Genomic DNA, 17,128 nt, shown 5'->3' on the forward strand with positions numbered 1-17,128 from the left:
TTTCCCATATCTATTTTACTTCATAACCTTAAATTCATATCCCTGTTTCTTCAGATATTCTATAATTTGCGGCAATGCTTTGGCTGTTTCTTCTTTACCATAAGTGTCATGCATGAGTATGATCGCTTTTTCTCGGCCTTTGACTGACCTCATAAACTGATTAATTAGTGCGGGTGCTTTCTTGGATTTTCCCTCTGCATCCTTCGTTAATACATTCCAGTCCACCTGATGATAGTCCTTTTGAAGCAAAATCTTATCCAGAGCAGCCATTCCCTGTGGATCTCTTCTGTTCCATGTCATGTGCCCCCCGGGGAATCGGATCATTCTGGTGGAGAATTCTGGTCCCAGAATGCTTTTTAGAACCTGATTGTTCTTCTCGATCTCCTGCATAACATGATCCGTATTTACTCGTCTATTCGGATATAAATACTTATAGTTATGTGAGTACGTATGGTTTCCTATCGCGTGACCCTCTTTGACAATTCTTTTGATAAGGTTCCGGGTATGCTCATTTTCATTGGCTTCTTTACCTACAATAAAAAAGGTGGCCTTGACCTTCTGCTTTTTCAGAATGTCCAATATTTGGGTGGTGACCGTCACGGATGGACCGTCATCAAAGGATAAGTAGGCCACTTTTTTACCATCGGCTCCATCGGGCATTTGTCCTAGCATTTGCTGATTTAAATATTTTTCAACAAAGGCACCGTCTTCTACACCGGGATCATTTTTTGGAGGGACCACTTTATCCTTTGCCCCTGCGCTGGCTTTAACTTTGGATGAGTCCTTGGATACAGAATCTGTTTTTTTAGCAAGCTCCTGGGTCGGCGCATGTGGTTTGCTATCTGAGACCTTTATCGCAATAAAAGTAATGCAGCCTGCCACAAATAATACAATAGCAATCAGCATTAGCCTTCTTCTGTTCCTCTTCAAGCGGTGCTCTCTTGTTCTACTATGTGAATAACCCTTTTCCATTAGATTATGTACCTCCACCCTAAAATAAAAAAACCACCGGAGCAGGGTGAAAGCGCACCTTACAACGAACATTGCAAACCCGTGAGGTTTGGCCGATGAAAGTTTAGGGGGGCACTTCAACCAGGGGACGGACAACCTACTCCCGGTGGCTTCTTATCTTGCATTTGCATAATTTATGAATATTATTGCGGTTCTGTTCATTAAGATTGCTTCGTTAGGGCCTGAGCCAGCAAAGACGCATAGGCTTTAGCACCTTTAGGTTTTAAATGTACTCCATCATGCTCAAAATATGAGTTTTTACCGGAGCTTGCTGCATACCAGTCAATCATTGTAATTCGTGGGTCTTGGGATGCAGCTTCAGCAAGATGCTTGTTTACAATACTCTCCCACGGCCGAGGTACACGGGTATTCACAAGTATAATATGCTTTGTATCCTTCAGACTGGCGAGCAGATCGGATAACTGTTCCTTGGTAAAAGCGCCGTTCGTACCCAGCTCAATAATAACCGTCTTGCCCAGCTGTCCGTTCTGTCTCAGTTGCTCCAGTACGGCGGGCGCTTCCGCCATCTGACGGCCGATCCGCCCATCTACAACAGCCCCCGGGAAGTATTCCTGAATGTACGACTGTACATCGAGCATGACAGAGTCTCCAATAGCGGTCACGCTCGATCCATCGCCTGTCATAGGCTTAGCTTGTTTGGATGTGGTCGAAGGTTCCGTCTGCGTCGTAACGCCATCCGTAGTACCAGCCTTGACTGCCGTGTCTTTAGGCGTCTGGGCTTGGGATGGAGCCTTACTGTCCTTGGCTCCTTGCGGCTTGGTGTCTGTAGACTCCATGGAAGCTACAGACACCGTTCCGTGAAGCGGCGGCATCGCCTTTGCAATTGGCTGCTCATCACTAGATGCCGCCTGCAACGTTGCGTCAGGAGATGCCACGTACAGGTGAACGGTACCCACACCAATACCTACACAAAGCATTGCTGTTGCGGTTGTAGAGACCCATCTCCACCGCATCTGTCGACGAACCGCTGCACGAATTCCTGCAAGCCAGTGCCGGAATCCATCGTGTCGAATCGGTTCCTCGATATATTTAAACGAGAGAGACGCCAACAGGATGGTAGCTAGCAATTGTATAACGATACGCACCACATGCACACCATCGGTGTCCACCTGAGGTGTAGTTAACGTGATAACCGGAAAATGCCATAGATACAGTCCGTAGGAACGGGCGCCGATCCAGCGCAGCGGCTTGCGTCCAAGCAGGCGACCGAGATGGCTCACCGGGTGCGCCAACGCTGCAACCACAATAGCAGTAACCACAGCAATGCCCAGCAAGCCGCCGCGGTACAGAGCTGGGTCATATTCATTCGAGGCCCACGCCCAGTGGCAAAGCAGCAGCAAGCTGATTGCACCGATGCTATCCAGAAGCAAGCGCGCCTTTGCAGAAGCATGCTCTTTCAGCTTGCCGCTTGGCCATACCAAGGCCAGCGCCGCACCAATCAGTAGAGCGAAGCCGCGTGTATCCGTGCCATAATACACCCGGCTCGGATCGCTTCCCGGTACGTAAATCACGGCCATCAGGAGCGCCGATATTAACGCCAGACAAATCACCCAGCCGGCCAGGACAATACGCTTGGGCATGTACTTCAGCCCCAGCGCCAGCAGTAAAGGCCACAGGATATAAAACTGCTCCTCCACCGCTAGCGACCACAGATGCCCAAGCGGAGAAGGAGGGCCGAAACTTTCAAAATACGAAACCTGATGGAAAACAAACCACCAATTGCTCATATACACCAATGCGGCAGGTACATCTCCGCGCAAGGCCGTAAGCCGTGACGGATCGAAGAGCAACGAGCACAGGACAATGACAGCCACAACCGTCAGCATGGCAGGCAGCAGCCTTCTGGCACGACGCACCCAGAAATCTTTCATTTTAAAACTATGATATGTATCCCACTGACTGACTAGAATATCTGTAATCAGATACCCCGACAAAGTAAAAAAAACGCCTACACCCAACAAACCACCCGGCAACCAATCCGGATTCAGATGATACACAATGACTGCGATGACCGCCAGCGCTCTTAATCCATCCAAACCTGGCATATAACGACGTTGCGACGACAACCGATTAAACTTCATTTCAGCCGCCGTCCTTCTTGCAAATTCGAACTCTCTGTCTGTTTCAATGCTCTTCTGCCCTTTCCCTCTCCTGCACACCGTCTGTGCGATGCCCTGTAGCCTTTTCATTCATTATATAAAACTTCATAATCGTAATGATTTCATTGAAGTTAAAATTAATGACAATGTTTTTATTATATCATTCCTTTCCACACTTAGGTAACCACTGATAGATATACAAAAAAAGGCATCTCTTCCCTTAGGGAGAAAATACCTTTTTTGGTTCGTAGCTATTAAAATTTGATGATCCCTGAAGTATGAAGGAAGACCAACAACATCAGGATCGGTGCAACATACCGAAGGCCGAACAACCATACACGGAACCAGAAAGGCTTGAGATTGGCATGTTCGCCAGCAGTTTTCCAGTAGTACCCTGTGAATATAACTATCAGTAAGCCGCCCAATGGCAGGAAGATATTGGACGCTGTGAAGTCAACAAAGTCAAAGAAGGATTTGTCGCCCACCTTTAACTCTGGAACCAACCCCATAGACAATGCAGAAGGGACACCCAGCAACAGACACAGGATCGATACGATGACAACCGAGCGAACCCGGCCCCAGCGGAACCGCTCCATAACATAAGCTACGGGTACCTCCAGCAGGGATACCATAGAGCCTAATGCTGCAACCGCCAGCAATACGAAGAACAAACCGCCGAAGAAAGCTCCGAAAGGCATGGCAGAGAATGCAGCCGGTAAAGCAATAAAGACCAAAGACGGTCCTTGGGCAGGATTAATACCAAAGGAGAAGGTTGTAGGGAAAATGATCATACCTGCGATAAACGCATAGATTAAATCCCCGCCACCAACTGCCAACATGGCTCCACCCAGCGATTGTCGACGATCTACATAAGCACCATATGTGACCATGATCCCCATCCCCAGTGAGAGGGAGAAGAAGGCATGTCCCAAAGCAACCAATGCAGATTCTATACTTAACTTAGAAAAGTCAGGATTCAAAAAGAAGGATACACCCGCACCAGAACCTGGCAGCATGAGAGCGTTAATCATCAGCACGAGCAACAGGATGACCTTAGCAGGAATCAAAATTTTATTGAACTTTTCAATTCCGTTCGATACCCCAAGGGTAACCACGACTGCTGTAAATGCAAAAACAATTAACAACCACACCAACGGTGCATAGCCAGAGGAAAATGAAGCAAACTGGCCAGCAAAATCATTATTCGAAAACAGACTTCCGCTAAATGCCTCTACGGCATAATGTAGTGTCCAGCCTCCTACAATGGCATAGAACGACAAAATAACAAACGGCACGATAACAAACATAATGCTCATCTTGCCCCAAATTGGATGTCCGCCTACTTTCACCATTGCAGAGGCAGCACTTCCTCGACCTGCACGACCAAGCGCAAGCTCTGCTAAAAGCACAGGCAAACCAACAAGCAACAAGCAGACAATAAACAACAAGAAAAATGCAGCTCCGCCATATTGTCCGGTAATATACGGAAATTTCCAGATGTTACCTAGTCCTGCCGCACTCCCGATCGCTGCCAAAATGAATCCAGCCGACGAGAAGCGTTCATTCTTATCAGACAGGTTATTCTGCCCCTTGCCCAAATTCATGGTATCCCCCTCATTCTCTCTACTTACGCATAAACTTGAGCATGCGTACATAAATAATTTTTTCTCATTATAGCGTAAGTAGGATGTAAGGTCATGCATAATTTTTCACTATTACCGGATTTATTTTCATAATGTTCGGGATCTACACAATACAACAAAAAACTACATTTTTTCTTCAGCATCCTTCTTTATTATGGTCTCTCCCATACGATTGGATACTTTTTGGTAAATGTATGAAATAGCTAGCAAGACAACCCCAAATGAGAAATAGGCTACAATCGTACTTCCCGACGTTAACTGGTGTAGATCGTACAATAGCAGCTTACCTGTAGATAGCAAGGTCAAGCCCAATCCAAATCGACGAATGTAGACCACTCGCTTGAGGAAGCCATATACAATATACAAAATGGCCAGCAGGAGATACACCAGACTGAATACAAGACCTGCGTCTCCCAGACGGAACTGAACTCCGAGAAAGGCAGTAATGATGCCCAACAAATATACACCCATAATGACCGGATATAGCTCATTACTTCTATAATGCCGCGTCATCAGTGCGTTTAGGAAGTCCTTGCTGCTGAAGAATACCAGTACATTAAAGGCTGCCAGTACAATTAACGCCACATAATCAGCAGCCGTATTTTGCACATAGTCTTCATGCAAGGTTGGAATCGCTACGGTAACCACCAGTGCCAGCGCGTAGCCTATGACGTACAACGCCAGACTGTAGTATTTAATCACCCGATCGTACAGCAGTTTCACTTTAGGCAGGAAATAAGCCAATACCAGCGATACGCAGGTAAACAACAATACCTTGTACAAAGAGTAATGCGCAAACTCATCGGATACGACAATGTTATACCAATGCCTAGCTTCATACAAAAGATAAAAGTACACATTCACCAAAGCTACATACTTAAATCCTTGCATGATATGCATTTCGTACAAACGATTGTTTTTGAAAGCATTTGGACGCCTAAATTCAATCGCATAGAAGACAGTAACGATCAACATTCCCAGTGTAATGAGCGTATATTTAAGCCCAAAATAATCTGTCTCAAATCCTGACAACAGATATATAGGGAAATCAATGAAAAAGAATGCGCCCAGACACAATCCTAGAATGCCCCATCCTGCACGCTCCAATTCTTTCAAGCGGTAGCGATGTCCATACAATGTAAGAAGCACAGCTTCGATTAACCAGCCCATCGACAACCATCTGACTCCAAACTGGAACGGAATCATGAGAATGGCAAAGGTCAATGATGTCGCATAAAACAGTATTTTGGTTTGCTTCTCCTCTGGAATATATCGCCGAACCCATTGGCCCAAGCCCCCATACACCAAGCAAAAGACGAGTGCCAGTAATCCTTTGTAATCATCCAGACCTGCATCGCCGAACAGGGAATACAGAACGGAACAGCTCACAACTGTATTCAGGGCCAGCAAGGAGAAATCCAGCCATGATAGTTTTGTTTTGAGTCGGAACGGCACCCACAGTGTCATCCCGAGATACATCGCAAATGTAATGATTGCATATAGCATGCTGGCTATATTGCTTTCTGATAACCACGCGAGTACAACCATTAATGGGGTATTGAGCAGAAAGCTGATATATTGCACGATGACCCACCGTTTGCGGAAGGATACAAGCAGGATTAGCAGGTTCAGCAGGAATAGATAGCCCATCGCGATATACACGGCGTTTCCTTCCAGCCCGTTTGCTGCCATATAGGAGAATAACGGAAGATATCCCCCTACTAAACCGAAGGAACATATCGTTCGAGATTCATATCTTAAGGACAACAGCACAGCGGTCACCGTAACTAGTACGGACAAGCCTATGCCTGTATACATTCCTATGATTTCTAGCAAAAAGTAGCTATAAAAAATGGACCCGTACAGTACAGAAATACCGCCGCCCAAAATACCGAGCGCAAAGGTCTGCTTCTGCTTGCGATACAACCACTCGCCGCCGCCCAGCATCAGCGCTCCTAGCAAAAAGAACGCAACGCCCTTCATATTCCCTGTAAACCAGTTCGAGTATGAGTATTTAAAAGCGGCTCCCACACCCAAGATAATGAGCAAAATCCCCAGCTTGTTGATCCAGTTCAATCCCAGCATCATTTCAAACTGATTCTGCTTCATGCGCTTCTGCATCGTTTCTTCGTTGATCTCTTCTTCCCCGAGCTGATGGAGCTCATTTTCCGTCTGATGAAGCAATTTGCGCTCTGCCTCCTGAAACCGCCTGCGTTGCTCCATGATCCGGTCACGAATCTCCTCCGAGAACAGTCTCAGTCTAGCGATGATCTCATCCTGATCCTCTTTAAGCTCATGAGTGGTTTGCTGAATAAGCTGGTCCACCCGGTTTTTAGCCCCATATTCAATGGAAGTCAGCCGGTTTTCCCCTTCTGCGGTTCTGGAAGCAAAATAGGTCTCCAGCTTTTCCCGCGAAATACGAATCATATTCGCCTTTTCGCTCAGCATTTGCTCCGTCAGCGCAGTACGCAGCTTTCCATTTTCCTGCTCAATATGTCGTACCCGCTCTTCCAAGTGGATGCAGCGAGCCTGATAATCCTCGAACTTTTTTCGCAGAACCTCGTTTTCCAAAATGATATCTGAAGCTTCGTAATCTGCGATTAATGTTTGATACTCCTTGAGCAGCTTGTTCTGTTCTTGGCGGATCGTATGTAAACGATCTTTAAAATCCTCCATGTTCCCCTCCATCGCTGTCGTTTTGGTAATCATTACATTTTACATGAAATTAAAATATCATTATAGAGACTATAGCCCATTTTGGACGCTGATTTAAGGCTATTACTTAAATATTCTTCCAGTTTCATCATCACAGATGAAGTAGAATGGATATACATAAGAAATAAAGCCTACCTTTCCCCTTCGCAAACATGAAATCCGAATCGAAAGGAGAAATATACATGTATTCAGTAAGTGGCACTATAGCTTTGATCGCAAGCATGTCCATGTTTTGGTTTTTATACGTTTTAAGAGTCAGCCATTCTGTAGGTTATAATGATGCTTTTTACTTGTTTCCATTTATCTGAGTGTATATTTCAGATTTATCTATAATCCTCTCTTGCGTTTCCCCATCCGTTGACTGACCATAAATAGGTGTGAGGCTATTGATAATCTCCAAAAGTTGATGTGTGTAACCCTTTGGATTATAATAAGTGTTTATATATTTTGGACAGATTCCAAAATATTTCAAAGGAGAGTAAACAAACAATGAATAGGGCTGCCATAGGAACAATATTTTGTTTTATATCTGCTATGTTGTATTCTTCTTATTATCTTTGTGCAGCAATTATAGGAGCCGGGCAGTTAAATCCTTTTTATGCTCCGTTTGGTTCTTTAAAAGTTTTTTCCGTAATTGCTTTAATTATTGGAGTAGCTTACTTAATTATAAGTGAATATGGATATTTGAAAAAAAAGAAGAAGGGCTAGTCCTTCTCAGGCTGTCGAGAAAGTCTTGACAGCCTCTTTTAGCAGTCTTGTCATTTTTGTCTATCTGCCGAAGAATTAAGTGATTTTAAAGGCTTTCTGATAGGTAAAGATTGCAACTATATGCTCGAGATCGTATTTATGCGTGTACAAGTCTTTCAACCTAAAGAGATCATGGCCCAACTTATTTTAGATCTGTATGAAACCATCCACATGCTAGACAACAGCAATATGCTGGTATGTTAGGTATCTCAGAAGCTCACACAAGCAGCTTAAAAAATTGTTGTAGCTTGATTAACCTGCCAAAAATCCGTATACTAACAAAAAAGCAAATGACATTGTGCCTGTGAAGAGCATCCAACTCGGAGGCGTTTACGCCAAGGATTATACGTTAGTGTACGATATGGCGATATGTTCCTAAGTAAACCGGACCCGCCCGTTAAAGCGGAGCAAAGTGGATTGGAGAGTCATGACATCTGTCATGCTGTCCGGTCAATTTGGGTGGCACCGCGAGATCAAAGCGCTCCTCGTCCCATGTGGATGGGGCGCTTTTTGTATTTTTATCCGAAAAGGAGTGCGGTGTCATGTTAGATATCAAGTGGATTAGAGAGCATCAAGAGCAGGTTCAGACAGCGGCAGACGACAAAAGAATACAAGTATCGGTCGCAGAACTGTTGACCCTTGATGATCGGAGAAAGCAGCTGCTTCAGGAAGTGGAACAGCTTCGTCAGACGCGCAATCAGTGTAGTCAGGATATTGGGGCGCTAATTCAGGCCGGGAAAAATGAACAGGCGGATGAGGCTAAGCGGCAGGTCAAAGAAATTAACGGACGGCTAGATCTTCTGGAAGCCCCGCAACAGGAGGTAGAGCAACAGTTTCAACAACTCTTGCTTCTAATGCCTAATATCGTATCGCCAGATACGCCGCGAGGCCAGTCGGATCAAGATAATGTAGAACTGGAACGGGTCGGAACGATACCTGACTTTGGATTTGAACCCAAGGATCATATGACGCTCGGCCAGCTTCACAACCTGATCGATGTGCCTCGCGGTGTCAAAACAGCCGGTACCCGTAACTACTATCTGACGGGAGCTGGGGTCGCGTTGCACCGGGCTGTACAGCAGCTTGCTGTTGATCTGCTGAGCGAACGAGGATTTCAGCTGCTGGACGTTCCATTAATGGTACGCTCGGAGGCAATGCGCAGCACTGGCTTTTTCCCGCTTGGACTGGATCAGACGTACCGTATCGCAGGAGAGGATCAATGGCTTGTAGGCACCTCGGAAGTTCCGCTGGTCTCGTATTACAGCGGTGAGATTGTAGACGTTACGGACCCAATTCGGCTGGCAGCCGTATCCGTATGCTTCCGCAACGAGGTTGGCTCGGCCGGAAGGGACGTGCACGGACTGTATCGTGTGCACCAGTTTGCCAAGGTGGAGCAGGTCATCATCTGTGAAGCGAGTCTGGACGTTTCAGAACAGATGTTTCAGGAGATCACGCGCAATGCGGAGGATCTGCTTCAACTGCTGGAGCTGCCCTACCGCAAGATGGCTGTCTGTACAGGCGACATGTCGCAAAAAACCTACAAGCAGATAGACATTGAGACATGGATGCCTAGCCGACAGGCTTATGGGGAGACGCATTCGTCGTCCCAGCTACTTGATTTTCAGGCGCGTCGTTCTAACATCCGGTACCGTAATGCGGACGGCAAGCTACAATATTGTTACACACTTAACAATACAGCGGTCGCTTCGCCTCGGATCTTGATCCCGTTGCTAGAGCATCACCAACAGGAGGACGGTTCGATCCGCATTCCAGAGGCTTTACGCCAGTATATGCCGCAGCATATAGAATTTTTGCGTCCGCCTACTTTATGAAAATATGAGTACACTAAGAAGAATTAGTAACCAGTGAGCAGTGTCCAATGAATAGGATTTCCCATTGTATTCATTGAAAAAAAGACGAAGGATAGCTATCCTTCGTCTTTTTAAATATTTCATTGTGCATCTGCTTCCCACACAGTTGCAGGGCCAAAAAACTCATAGTGGATATCCGATGCAGGGATATTCCACTCCTTCAACAGCCCATATACGGACTGCATGAATCCCTGAGGACCACAAAAATAATACTGAGCGTTACGTTCCGGTATCACGGATTGCAGCCAGGCCAGATCCAGATGTCCTTCCTTATGAAAGGCCTGAGCTAGCCGATCCTGCTCCGTTGGTCTGCTGTAGCACCACCGAACTGCGGCCTGTGCATGTGTAGCGACTAGTTCTTCCACCTCATTACGCAGAGCATGGTTATCTCCGCTGACTGCTGCGTGGACAAAAGTGACGGGCCGATTCGGAGCAGTCTCCACCAGGGAAGCCAGCATGCTGACCATCGGGGTGAGCCCGACTCCACCACTGATCAATACAACAGGTCTGCGATCTGTCCGATCCAGGGTAAAGTCACCCGCCGGTGCAGATACCAATAGTACATCGCCCTCCTGCACGTGCTCATGCAGATACACAGATACTTTGCCCGCTGGACGAGACCCTACAGCATCCTCTCGTTTTACGGATATCCGGTAGTAAGGTTTTCCTGGTGCACTAGAAAGGCTATATTGACGGATATGAGTATTATGTTCACCCGGAATCTCCATCTTCAAGCTGATATATTGCCCAGGCTCGAATGCAGGCAGCACCTGTCCATCCTGCGGCACCAGGTAAAAGGACGTAATTCGCGCGCTTTCCTTAACCTTTTTCTGTATAACAAAGTTCTTAAAGTCTGACCAACCTCCCTGCTGCTGTTCAGCCTCCTTGTACATTTCAGCTTCCACATCTATAAATACATTCGCGATCACTCCATAGGCCTCGGCCCATGCATTAATGATCTCATCCGTTGCCGCATCCCCCAGCACGTCTTTGATCGCAGCTAGCAGATATTTTCCGACGATCGGATAATGCTCTGGCTTAATTCCCAAACTGCGATGCTTATGTGCAATCTGACGAACCACGGGAAGGATTTCCTCCAGACGGTCAATGTGCTGTGCAGCCGCATATACAGCATTGGCCAGTGCACCCTGTTGACGTCCTTGCTTTTGATTCGCGTGATTAAATATATTGAGAAGCTCGGGATGAGCCTCAAACATCATCTGGTAAAAACGCTTGGTGATTGTAGTTCCGTGTACCTCCAAAACAGGCACAGTCGATTTGATCGTTGCAATGGTTTGCTCACTTAGCATTGTTGTATCCCTCTTTTCTCCAAAATAATGATGAACAAAAGGCGTTACAACATAGCTCCCTTTTGTTAACCTTCAATTAAAGCAAGTATACCCACATAAAGTAACCGTTTATGTGATTCCAGTCACTTTAAATTTGAAATAATGTGAACGTGTCAATGACAAAACGCACAATTATATACATTCCCATTTTCATTCAGTACCGATTCCAATTTATGATTCGAAAGACTTCAATTTATTCCACTTGTAAACGCTTCCAATTAAGATAGAATCGTAGATGAGGTACCGGACAAGCTGTTCGGGGCCATCCTATCTATATTAGGGAGGCAGATGATATCGTGAAGTGGATGTATAGCAAATGGCTAGGTATATGGGTATGCCTTATTCTCACGTCTGTGGGTACTGGGCTTCACCCTAATGCAGCACATGCCAATACAACAGACGTTACGCAAGCAACCTATGGGAGCGAGATGAACCCATCGCTGAATGGTTTGGACGCCGCTAATGCAGAACTGTCCTTGAGTGCAAAAACAAGCACAGCCATTTCGAATGGAACGGATTGGAAAGATACTGCAGGCAACCCGATTCAGGCGAATAGCGGTAATATCCTAAAAGTAGGCTCCACTTATTATTGGTACGGCGAGCATGCCGAAAACTGGAAGTTTGAAAAAGTGAACGTATATACCTCAACCGATTTGAAAAATTGGTCCTTCCGCAGTAGTATCCTCACCAAAGATTCTGCCCCTGAGCTGAATTCGAGCAAAATTGAGCGTCCCAAAGTTATTTACAACAAATCCACCGGAAAATATGTACTATGGGCACACTATGAAAATGGCACAGACTATTCACTCGGTCGCGTAGCTGTTGCTACCAGCGATACACCCGACGGGAACTTCACCTACCGAGGCAGCTTCCGCCCGCTGAATTATGAATCTCGTGATATGACGGTGTTCACAGATACCGACGGCAGCGGTTACCTCATTACAGCTTCACGTAAAAATGGCGGCGCCAACGATACAATGGCGATTTTCAAGCTAACAGCTGATTATACAGGCGTGCAGTCGTTCGTTGGCTGGATTTTTGAAAATGGTTATCGTGAAGCGCCTGCTGTTGTGAAAAAGAACAACACCTACTACCTGTTCACCTCGCAGGCATCCGGCTGGTATCCCAATCAGGGCGCTTATGCAACCGCCAGCTCTATGACTGGAAGCTGGTCCGCTTTGTCTCCTTTCGGTGATCCGGCGGCTTACGGCTCGCAAATCCACTCCATCGCCACAATTACAGGTAGCGCAGGAACCAGCTACATCTATATGGGTGACCGTTGGAACCCGCTCAATCTGAGCGATCACAAATTCATCTGGCTGCCACTGACCCTGAATGACTCCAATAAAACGGCTACCCTGAACTGGTACAGTAGCTGGGATTTGGATGCTGCCACAGGCACAGTCATCCTGCCATCTCTTGTGAATCACGCGCAAGGCAAAGCAGCGACTGCCAGTTCAGCCGCATCCGCTTCTCCGGCTTCACTGGCGAACGATGGCAATCCCCAAACCTCATGGAAGGCTACATCTGCATCCTGGCCTGCATGGTGGCAGGTCGATTTGGGCAGTACCAAGACGATTAGCGAAGTGGATATTTCATGGTTTATGTACAAAGGGTCTGAAGCATATTACAAGTATAAAATCGAATATAGTACGGATGGCGTTCATTATTCCACCATTGACCGTACGAACAATACCGCATATGGCTTTACCAGTGACAAAGTTAATTTTCAAGCCCGTTACGTGCGCATCAATCTTGTAAATGCGGTGTTATTTAATAATCCAAACAACTGGTATACCCCAACAGTGCATGAAGTCAGGTTGCTTGGCAATTAACTCGCTTCATTAAAAAAGAACATGGCAGGAGAACGCCCACATCAGATAGGCTTCTTCTGCCATGCTTGTGCTTTGCCATCCGCTTCTTACTCATTGGCTCAACGCATCCGATTCACTGTGGTAAACACAAATTTGTCGTACCGATGGCGCGAAAATGAGTATTCAAATGGTATACCCGTATCCAGATAACCCACCTGCTCAATTTCCAGGATTGGGTCATCTGCTGCACAATCCAGGTGCTCCCGATCCAGTTCCGTCGACTTGGATGCCCGGATGGTACGATGTGAACCGACAATATTAAGGCCCAGCTCCTCCTTAATATGTTTGTACACCGAGCCATATAGCACTTCCTCGGTAATACCGCTAATCAGCTTCGTTGGCATGTACGTGCGCTCGATAACATAGGGTTCGCCCTCCACAACACGCAGACGGATCACATGATATACAGGAGAATTGACGTCAATAAACAGATGAGTCGCTACTTCCTCGGATGGAAATTGAACATCAAAGGCTATGATTTTACTTTTGATTTCTTTCCCGCGCAGTACGTTGGTCAGCCCCAGCATTTCATTCACAACAACATTAACCGGGCCATTGTAGACCGATTTGACGATAAAGGTTCCGTGTCCTCTTTTACGATTCAGCAGCCCGTCCATCACCAATGTGTCCAATGCCCTCTTAATCGTCATTCGACTTACACGAAACTCTTTGGCCAGTGAGATCTCATCAGGGATCGGATCATCACTGCAGTAGGTCTTATTCATAATACGCTCTTTGACCTCTTGTGCAATCCGCTCGTATTTGTTCATTGGTCTACCACCTGTACTAAAAATTGTTTTATGTCAGCATTTTACCAAAATATCGGTAGCGCTGGTTTTTCTGTTCTGCAGGCGGGACGTTAAGGTATGACGGTATAATAAGTATACCGAACATTATACTTTCTCACCAGCGGTATACAGCACAGCTTCCCTTCAGCAATGAAGAAAAAAAGGCGGTCCAAAGGACCACCCACCACCTTGCCTTAGAATCCGTTATTTTCGATCACCTGTTTGAACCAATACCCACTCTGCTTAACGGATCTTTTACCTTCGTTCTGAAGATCCACAGACACAAAGCCGTAGCGATTCTTATAAGCGTTCGTCCAGGACCAGTTGTCCATAAACGTCCATAAGTGATAGCCTTTCACATTGGACCCTTCTGAGATGGCTCGTTGGACCCATTTGAGATGCTCACGGATAAAATCAATACGATAGTCATCGCGGATCATACCCTGTTCATCTCTGAATTTTTCCTCACCTTGAACACCCATCCCGTTTTCTGAAATGAAGCATTCAATGTTGCCATAATTTTCCCTGACATTAGTCAGAATGTCGTAAATGCCCTTCTCATAAATCTCCCAGCCTCGCATCTCATTCATCTTGCGACCAGGCATAGCGTAATAATCGAAGAATCGTTCCGGCACAAAAGGCGCGTCTGGATTCGGCAGACTTTCACGGGCCTTGACTCTGCGCGGCTGATAATAGTTAATCCCCAGCAGGTCCACAGTACCCTGGCGTATAATCTCCCGATCTCCGTCTTCCATGCTTGGTACAAATCCCTCTTGGCGTAACAGCTCCACGAGCAAAGGGTTAAATTCTCCCGTCACAGATGGGTCTAAAAAGGAACGGTTAAAGAACGCGTCACATATTTCAGCAGCCTGCACGTCTGCCGGATGCTGACTACGCGGATAGCTCGGCGTCAGGTTCAAAATAATACCGATTTTGCCCTTATAGCCGCCTTCTCTGTAAGCCTTAATGGCACTGGCGCTCGATAACAGGGTATGATATCCCACCTGTACAGCTTTACCGAAATCCACTTCATTCGGATAGTGGAAATCGTATAGATAGCCGCCTTCCACCGGGACAATTGGCTCGTTATGCGTAAACCATTTGGCTACACGATCCCCGAACAACTCAAAGCAAGTGTTGGCGTAATCCACGTAAGCTTCGACCGTCTCTCGGTTGACCCAACCTCCTTTTTCCTGTAAAGCCATCGGCAAATCAAAGTGATACAGATTCACAAACGGCTCAATACCCGCCTGGTGCAACTCTTCAATGACGGAATTATAAAATTGGATCGCCTGCTGGTTTATTTCACCTTTCCCTGCCGGAAACAGGCGTGACCAGGAGATAGAGAACCGGAAAGAGTTGTGGCCAAGCTCTTTCATGAGTGCAATATCCTCATTGTAACGGGTATAGAAACGGGACGTATCGGCAGGACCGACCCCGTCGTAGAAACGGTTCGGCTCCTGCTCAAACCAATAATCCCAAATGTTCGGTCCTTTGCCGTCTCCCTCCACAGTTCCTTCTGTCTGGGTAGCCGAAGCTGAGGAACCCCACCAGAAGTCGGTCGGAAAACGGTATTGAATGGCTTGCTGCTCTGTATCTTTCATTTCGGTATGATTCACAGCTCTACTCCTCTCTCTTTTGCAACGAACAAGTCTGTTAAAATAGCAGCTCGTTCACACTACATTCCAACAGTTTGATCCTTACCTGCAATGGCTGCTTGGTTAAGCTCCTCTTCCTGCTCTTTACGAACGTTTATCCGATCAATAATTTTCAGGAACGGGAACCAGATGACAAAGACGACAGCCATATTAAACAACTGCAGTATGCCTCCCATTAGAGATCCCGTAGCCATCATTCCACTAAAGAACAACGGCATCGTCCAAGGAACCTGTATCCCGTTGGGCGGCGGTACAATCCCCGTAGTCATGGCAAAGTAAGTAATCAGCGTAACGATCATTGGAGAAATGACCCACGGAACAAAAATAAGCGGATTCATCACAATCGGAAGACCGAATATGACGGGTTCATTGACATTGAACAGACCCGGTCCAAGGGCCAGCTTACTGACCTGCTTCAATTGCTTACTCTTCAGGAAGATCAGAATCGAAAGCACGACAGCCAATGTCATACCTGTACCACCGATACCTACTGTGTAAATATCCACAAACTGCTTGGTGATGATATGCGGCAGTTCTGCTCCTTTGGAGTACGCCTCATAATTTTCAAGTGCCAGTGTATTCCAGATTGGGTCCATAACCGAGTTGATAATAATTTGACCATGAAGCCCAAAGAACCATAAAAGCTGAACAAAGAAAATAGCAATCAATGTAGGAACAATACCACTGCCCAAATGCACCAGCGGTGCCTGTACAGCATGATAAATCAGATCATGCAAGTTATTATGAAGGGTCAGTGTAACTACAACATTAATGATCAAAAATATGCCCAATGTAATACATGCCGGAAGCAACGCAGCAAACGATTTGGCTACTGCTGGCGGAACGCCTGGAGGCATTTTGATGACAAAATTCCGCTGTGTCACCCTCCGATATATCTCAGCCGCGATAAAGGCGACGATCATACCAAGGAACATGCCTTTGGCACCAATCCGATCCACCGGAATGACGCCAGCAATTGTTGCACCGCTTTCTTGTGTCAGTACAAAAGGGGTGAGCATCAAGAAGCTGGCCAACGCGATCATGCCGCCGAATATGGGCTCGACCTTATAACTTCGAGATAGATAATAACCAATCCCGACGATGACAAATAAGGTCATAATATTCAGTGTGGCATTAGGCGCAATGTTCAGTAGACTGCTAAAAGTTGCATAATTTCCGTCGCCCATCCAGCCTTTTAAAAACGGCAGATTGATAATAACGACGATGATGGAGCCAAAAACTGTTAATGGAAATGACAGCATGAATGCATCACGCAGTACACTAAGATAGCGGTTGTTGTTCAGTTTACCGGCAATAGGTATCAGTATCCGGCTTAATTTTTCAAACAAAGC

At 46.2% G+C, this 17,128-nt stretch carries 11 protein-coding genes; 3 read left to right on the forward strand and 8 right to left on the reverse strand.

Annotation, left to right across the window (positions count from 1 at the left end; genetic code table 11):
- Positions 1 to 15 precede the first annotated feature (15 nt).
- The 4 genes from ACN6NF_RS24385 to ACN6NF_RS24400 form a co-directional block, all read right to left on the reverse strand.
- Positions 16 to 972, reverse strand: coding sequence for a polysaccharide deacetylase family protein (locus tag ACN6NF_RS24385; protein WP_474320068.1), 957 nt, complete (start codon positions 970 to 972; stop codon positions 16 to 18).
- Between the two features lie 200 nt (positions 973 to 1,172).
- Positions 1,173 to 3,113, reverse strand: a complete 1,941-nt coding sequence (locus ACN6NF_RS24390; protein WP_474320304.1) for an acyltransferase family protein — start codon at positions 3,111 to 3,113, stop codon at positions 1,173 to 1,175.
- 272 nt (positions 3,114 to 3,385) lie between these two features.
- Positions 3,386 to 4,735: a sodium-dependent transporter gene (locus ACN6NF_RS24395; protein ID WP_016822637.1), complete on the reverse strand. Its 1,350-nt coding sequence runs from the start codon at positions 4,733 to 4,735 to the stop codon at positions 3,386 to 3,388.
- A gap of 162 nt (positions 4,736 to 4,897) precedes the next feature.
- Positions 4,898 to 7,450 carry a DUF2339 domain-containing protein gene (locus ACN6NF_RS24400; protein ID WP_474320070.1) on the reverse strand — a complete coding sequence of 851 codons (2,553 nt, stop codon included), beginning with the start codon at positions 7,448 to 7,450 and terminating at the stop codon, positions 4,898 to 4,900.
- Positions 7,451 to 7,978: 528 nt separating this feature from the next.
- Here ACN6NF_RS24400 and ACN6NF_RS24405 point away from each other — a divergent pair.
- Both ACN6NF_RS24405 and serS read left to right on the forward strand, forming a co-directional pair.
- Complete coding sequence (locus ACN6NF_RS24405) at positions 7,979 to 8,197, forward strand: hypothetical protein (protein WP_474320071.1); 219 nt, start codon at positions 7,979 to 7,981, stop codon at positions 8,195 to 8,197.
- A 581-nt stretch (positions 8,198 to 8,778) separates the two neighbouring features.
- On the forward strand, positions 8,779 to 10,068 hold the full coding sequence (gene serS, locus ACN6NF_RS24410) for a serine--tRNA ligase (protein WP_474320073.1): 1,290 nt from the start codon (positions 8,779 to 8,781) through the stop codon (positions 10,066 to 10,068).
- Positions 10,069 to 10,187: 119 nt separating this feature from the next.
- Here serS and hmpA read toward each other — a convergent pair whose 3' ends face one another.
- The gene (gene hmpA / locus ACN6NF_RS24415; protein ID WP_474320074.1) at positions 10,188 to 11,417 is read right to left on the reverse strand and encodes an NO-inducible flavohemoprotein; all 1,230 of its coding nucleotides are present in this window, start codon (positions 11,415 to 11,417) and stop codon (positions 10,188 to 10,190) included.
- A gap of 335 nt (positions 11,418 to 11,752) precedes the next feature.
- Here hmpA and ACN6NF_RS24420 point away from each other — a divergent pair, with 335 nt between their 5' ends.
- Entirely contained in the window at positions 11,753 to 13,291 is a 1,539-nt protein-coding gene (locus ACN6NF_RS24420; protein ID WP_474320076.1) for a family 43 glycosylhydrolase, read from the forward strand.
- Between the two features lie 98 nt (positions 13,292 to 13,389).
- On the opposite strand, the gene ACN6NF_RS24425 is transcribed toward ACN6NF_RS24420, so the two are convergent.
- The 3 genes from ACN6NF_RS24425 to celB form a co-directional block, all read right to left on the reverse strand.
- Positions 13,390 to 14,100 carry a GntR family transcriptional regulator gene (locus ACN6NF_RS24425; protein WP_016822631.1) on the reverse strand — a complete coding sequence of 237 codons (711 nt, stop codon included), beginning with the start codon at positions 14,098 to 14,100 and terminating at the stop codon, positions 13,390 to 13,392.
- Positions 14,101 to 14,312: 212 nt separating this feature from the next.
- Positions 14,313 to 15,722: a glycoside hydrolase family 1 protein gene (locus ACN6NF_RS24430; protein WP_474320305.1), complete on the reverse strand. Its 1,410-nt coding sequence runs from the start codon at positions 15,720 to 15,722 to the stop codon at positions 14,313 to 14,315.
- Between the two features lie 74 nt (positions 15,723 to 15,796).
- Entirely contained in the window at positions 15,797 to 17,125 is a 1,329-nt protein-coding gene (gene celB, locus ACN6NF_RS24435) for a PTS cellobiose transporter subunit IIC (protein ID WP_474320078.1), read from the reverse strand.
- Positions 17,126 to 17,128: the final 3 nt, after the last annotated feature.

The sequence above is a fragment of the Paenibacillus sp. TSM33 genome (assembly GCF_056099025.1).

What these genes read in the sequence shown, in the direction of transcription:
- ACN6NF_RS24385 (WP_474320068.1), bottom strand. Translation starts at nt 972, where the DNA reads ATGGAAAAGGGTTATTCACATAGTAGAACAAGAGAGCACCGCTTGAAG.
- ACN6NF_RS24390 (WP_474320304.1), bottom strand. Translation starts at nt 3,113, where the DNA reads ATGAAGTTTAATCGGTTGTCGTCGCAACGTCGTTATATGCCAGGTTTG.
- ACN6NF_RS24395 (WP_016822637.1), bottom strand. Translation starts at nt 4,735, where the DNA reads ATGAATTTGGGCAAGGGGCAGAATAACCTGTCTGATAAGAATGAACGC.
- ACN6NF_RS24400 (WP_474320070.1), bottom strand. Translation starts at nt 7,450, where the DNA reads ATGGAGGATTTTAAAGATCGTTTACATACGATCCGCCAAGAACAGAAC.
- ACN6NF_RS24405 (WP_474320071.1), top strand. Translation starts at nt 7,979, where the DNA reads ATGAATAGGGCTGCCATAGGAACAATATTTTGTTTTATATCTGCTATG.
- serS (WP_474320073.1), top strand. Translation starts at nt 8,779, where the DNA reads ATGTTAGATATCAAGTGGATTAGAGAGCATCAAGAGCAGGTTCAGACA.
- hmpA (WP_474320074.1), bottom strand. Translation starts at nt 11,417, where the DNA reads ATGCTAAGTGAGCAAACCATTGCAACGATCAAATCGACTGTGCCTGTT.
- ACN6NF_RS24425 (WP_016822631.1), bottom strand. Translation starts at nt 14,100, where the DNA reads ATGAACAAATACGAGCGGATTGCACAAGAGGTCAAAGAGCGTATTATG.
- ACN6NF_RS24430 (WP_474320305.1), bottom strand. Translation starts at nt 15,722, where the DNA reads ATGAAAGATACAGAGCAGCAAGCCATTCAATACCGTTTTCCGACCGAC.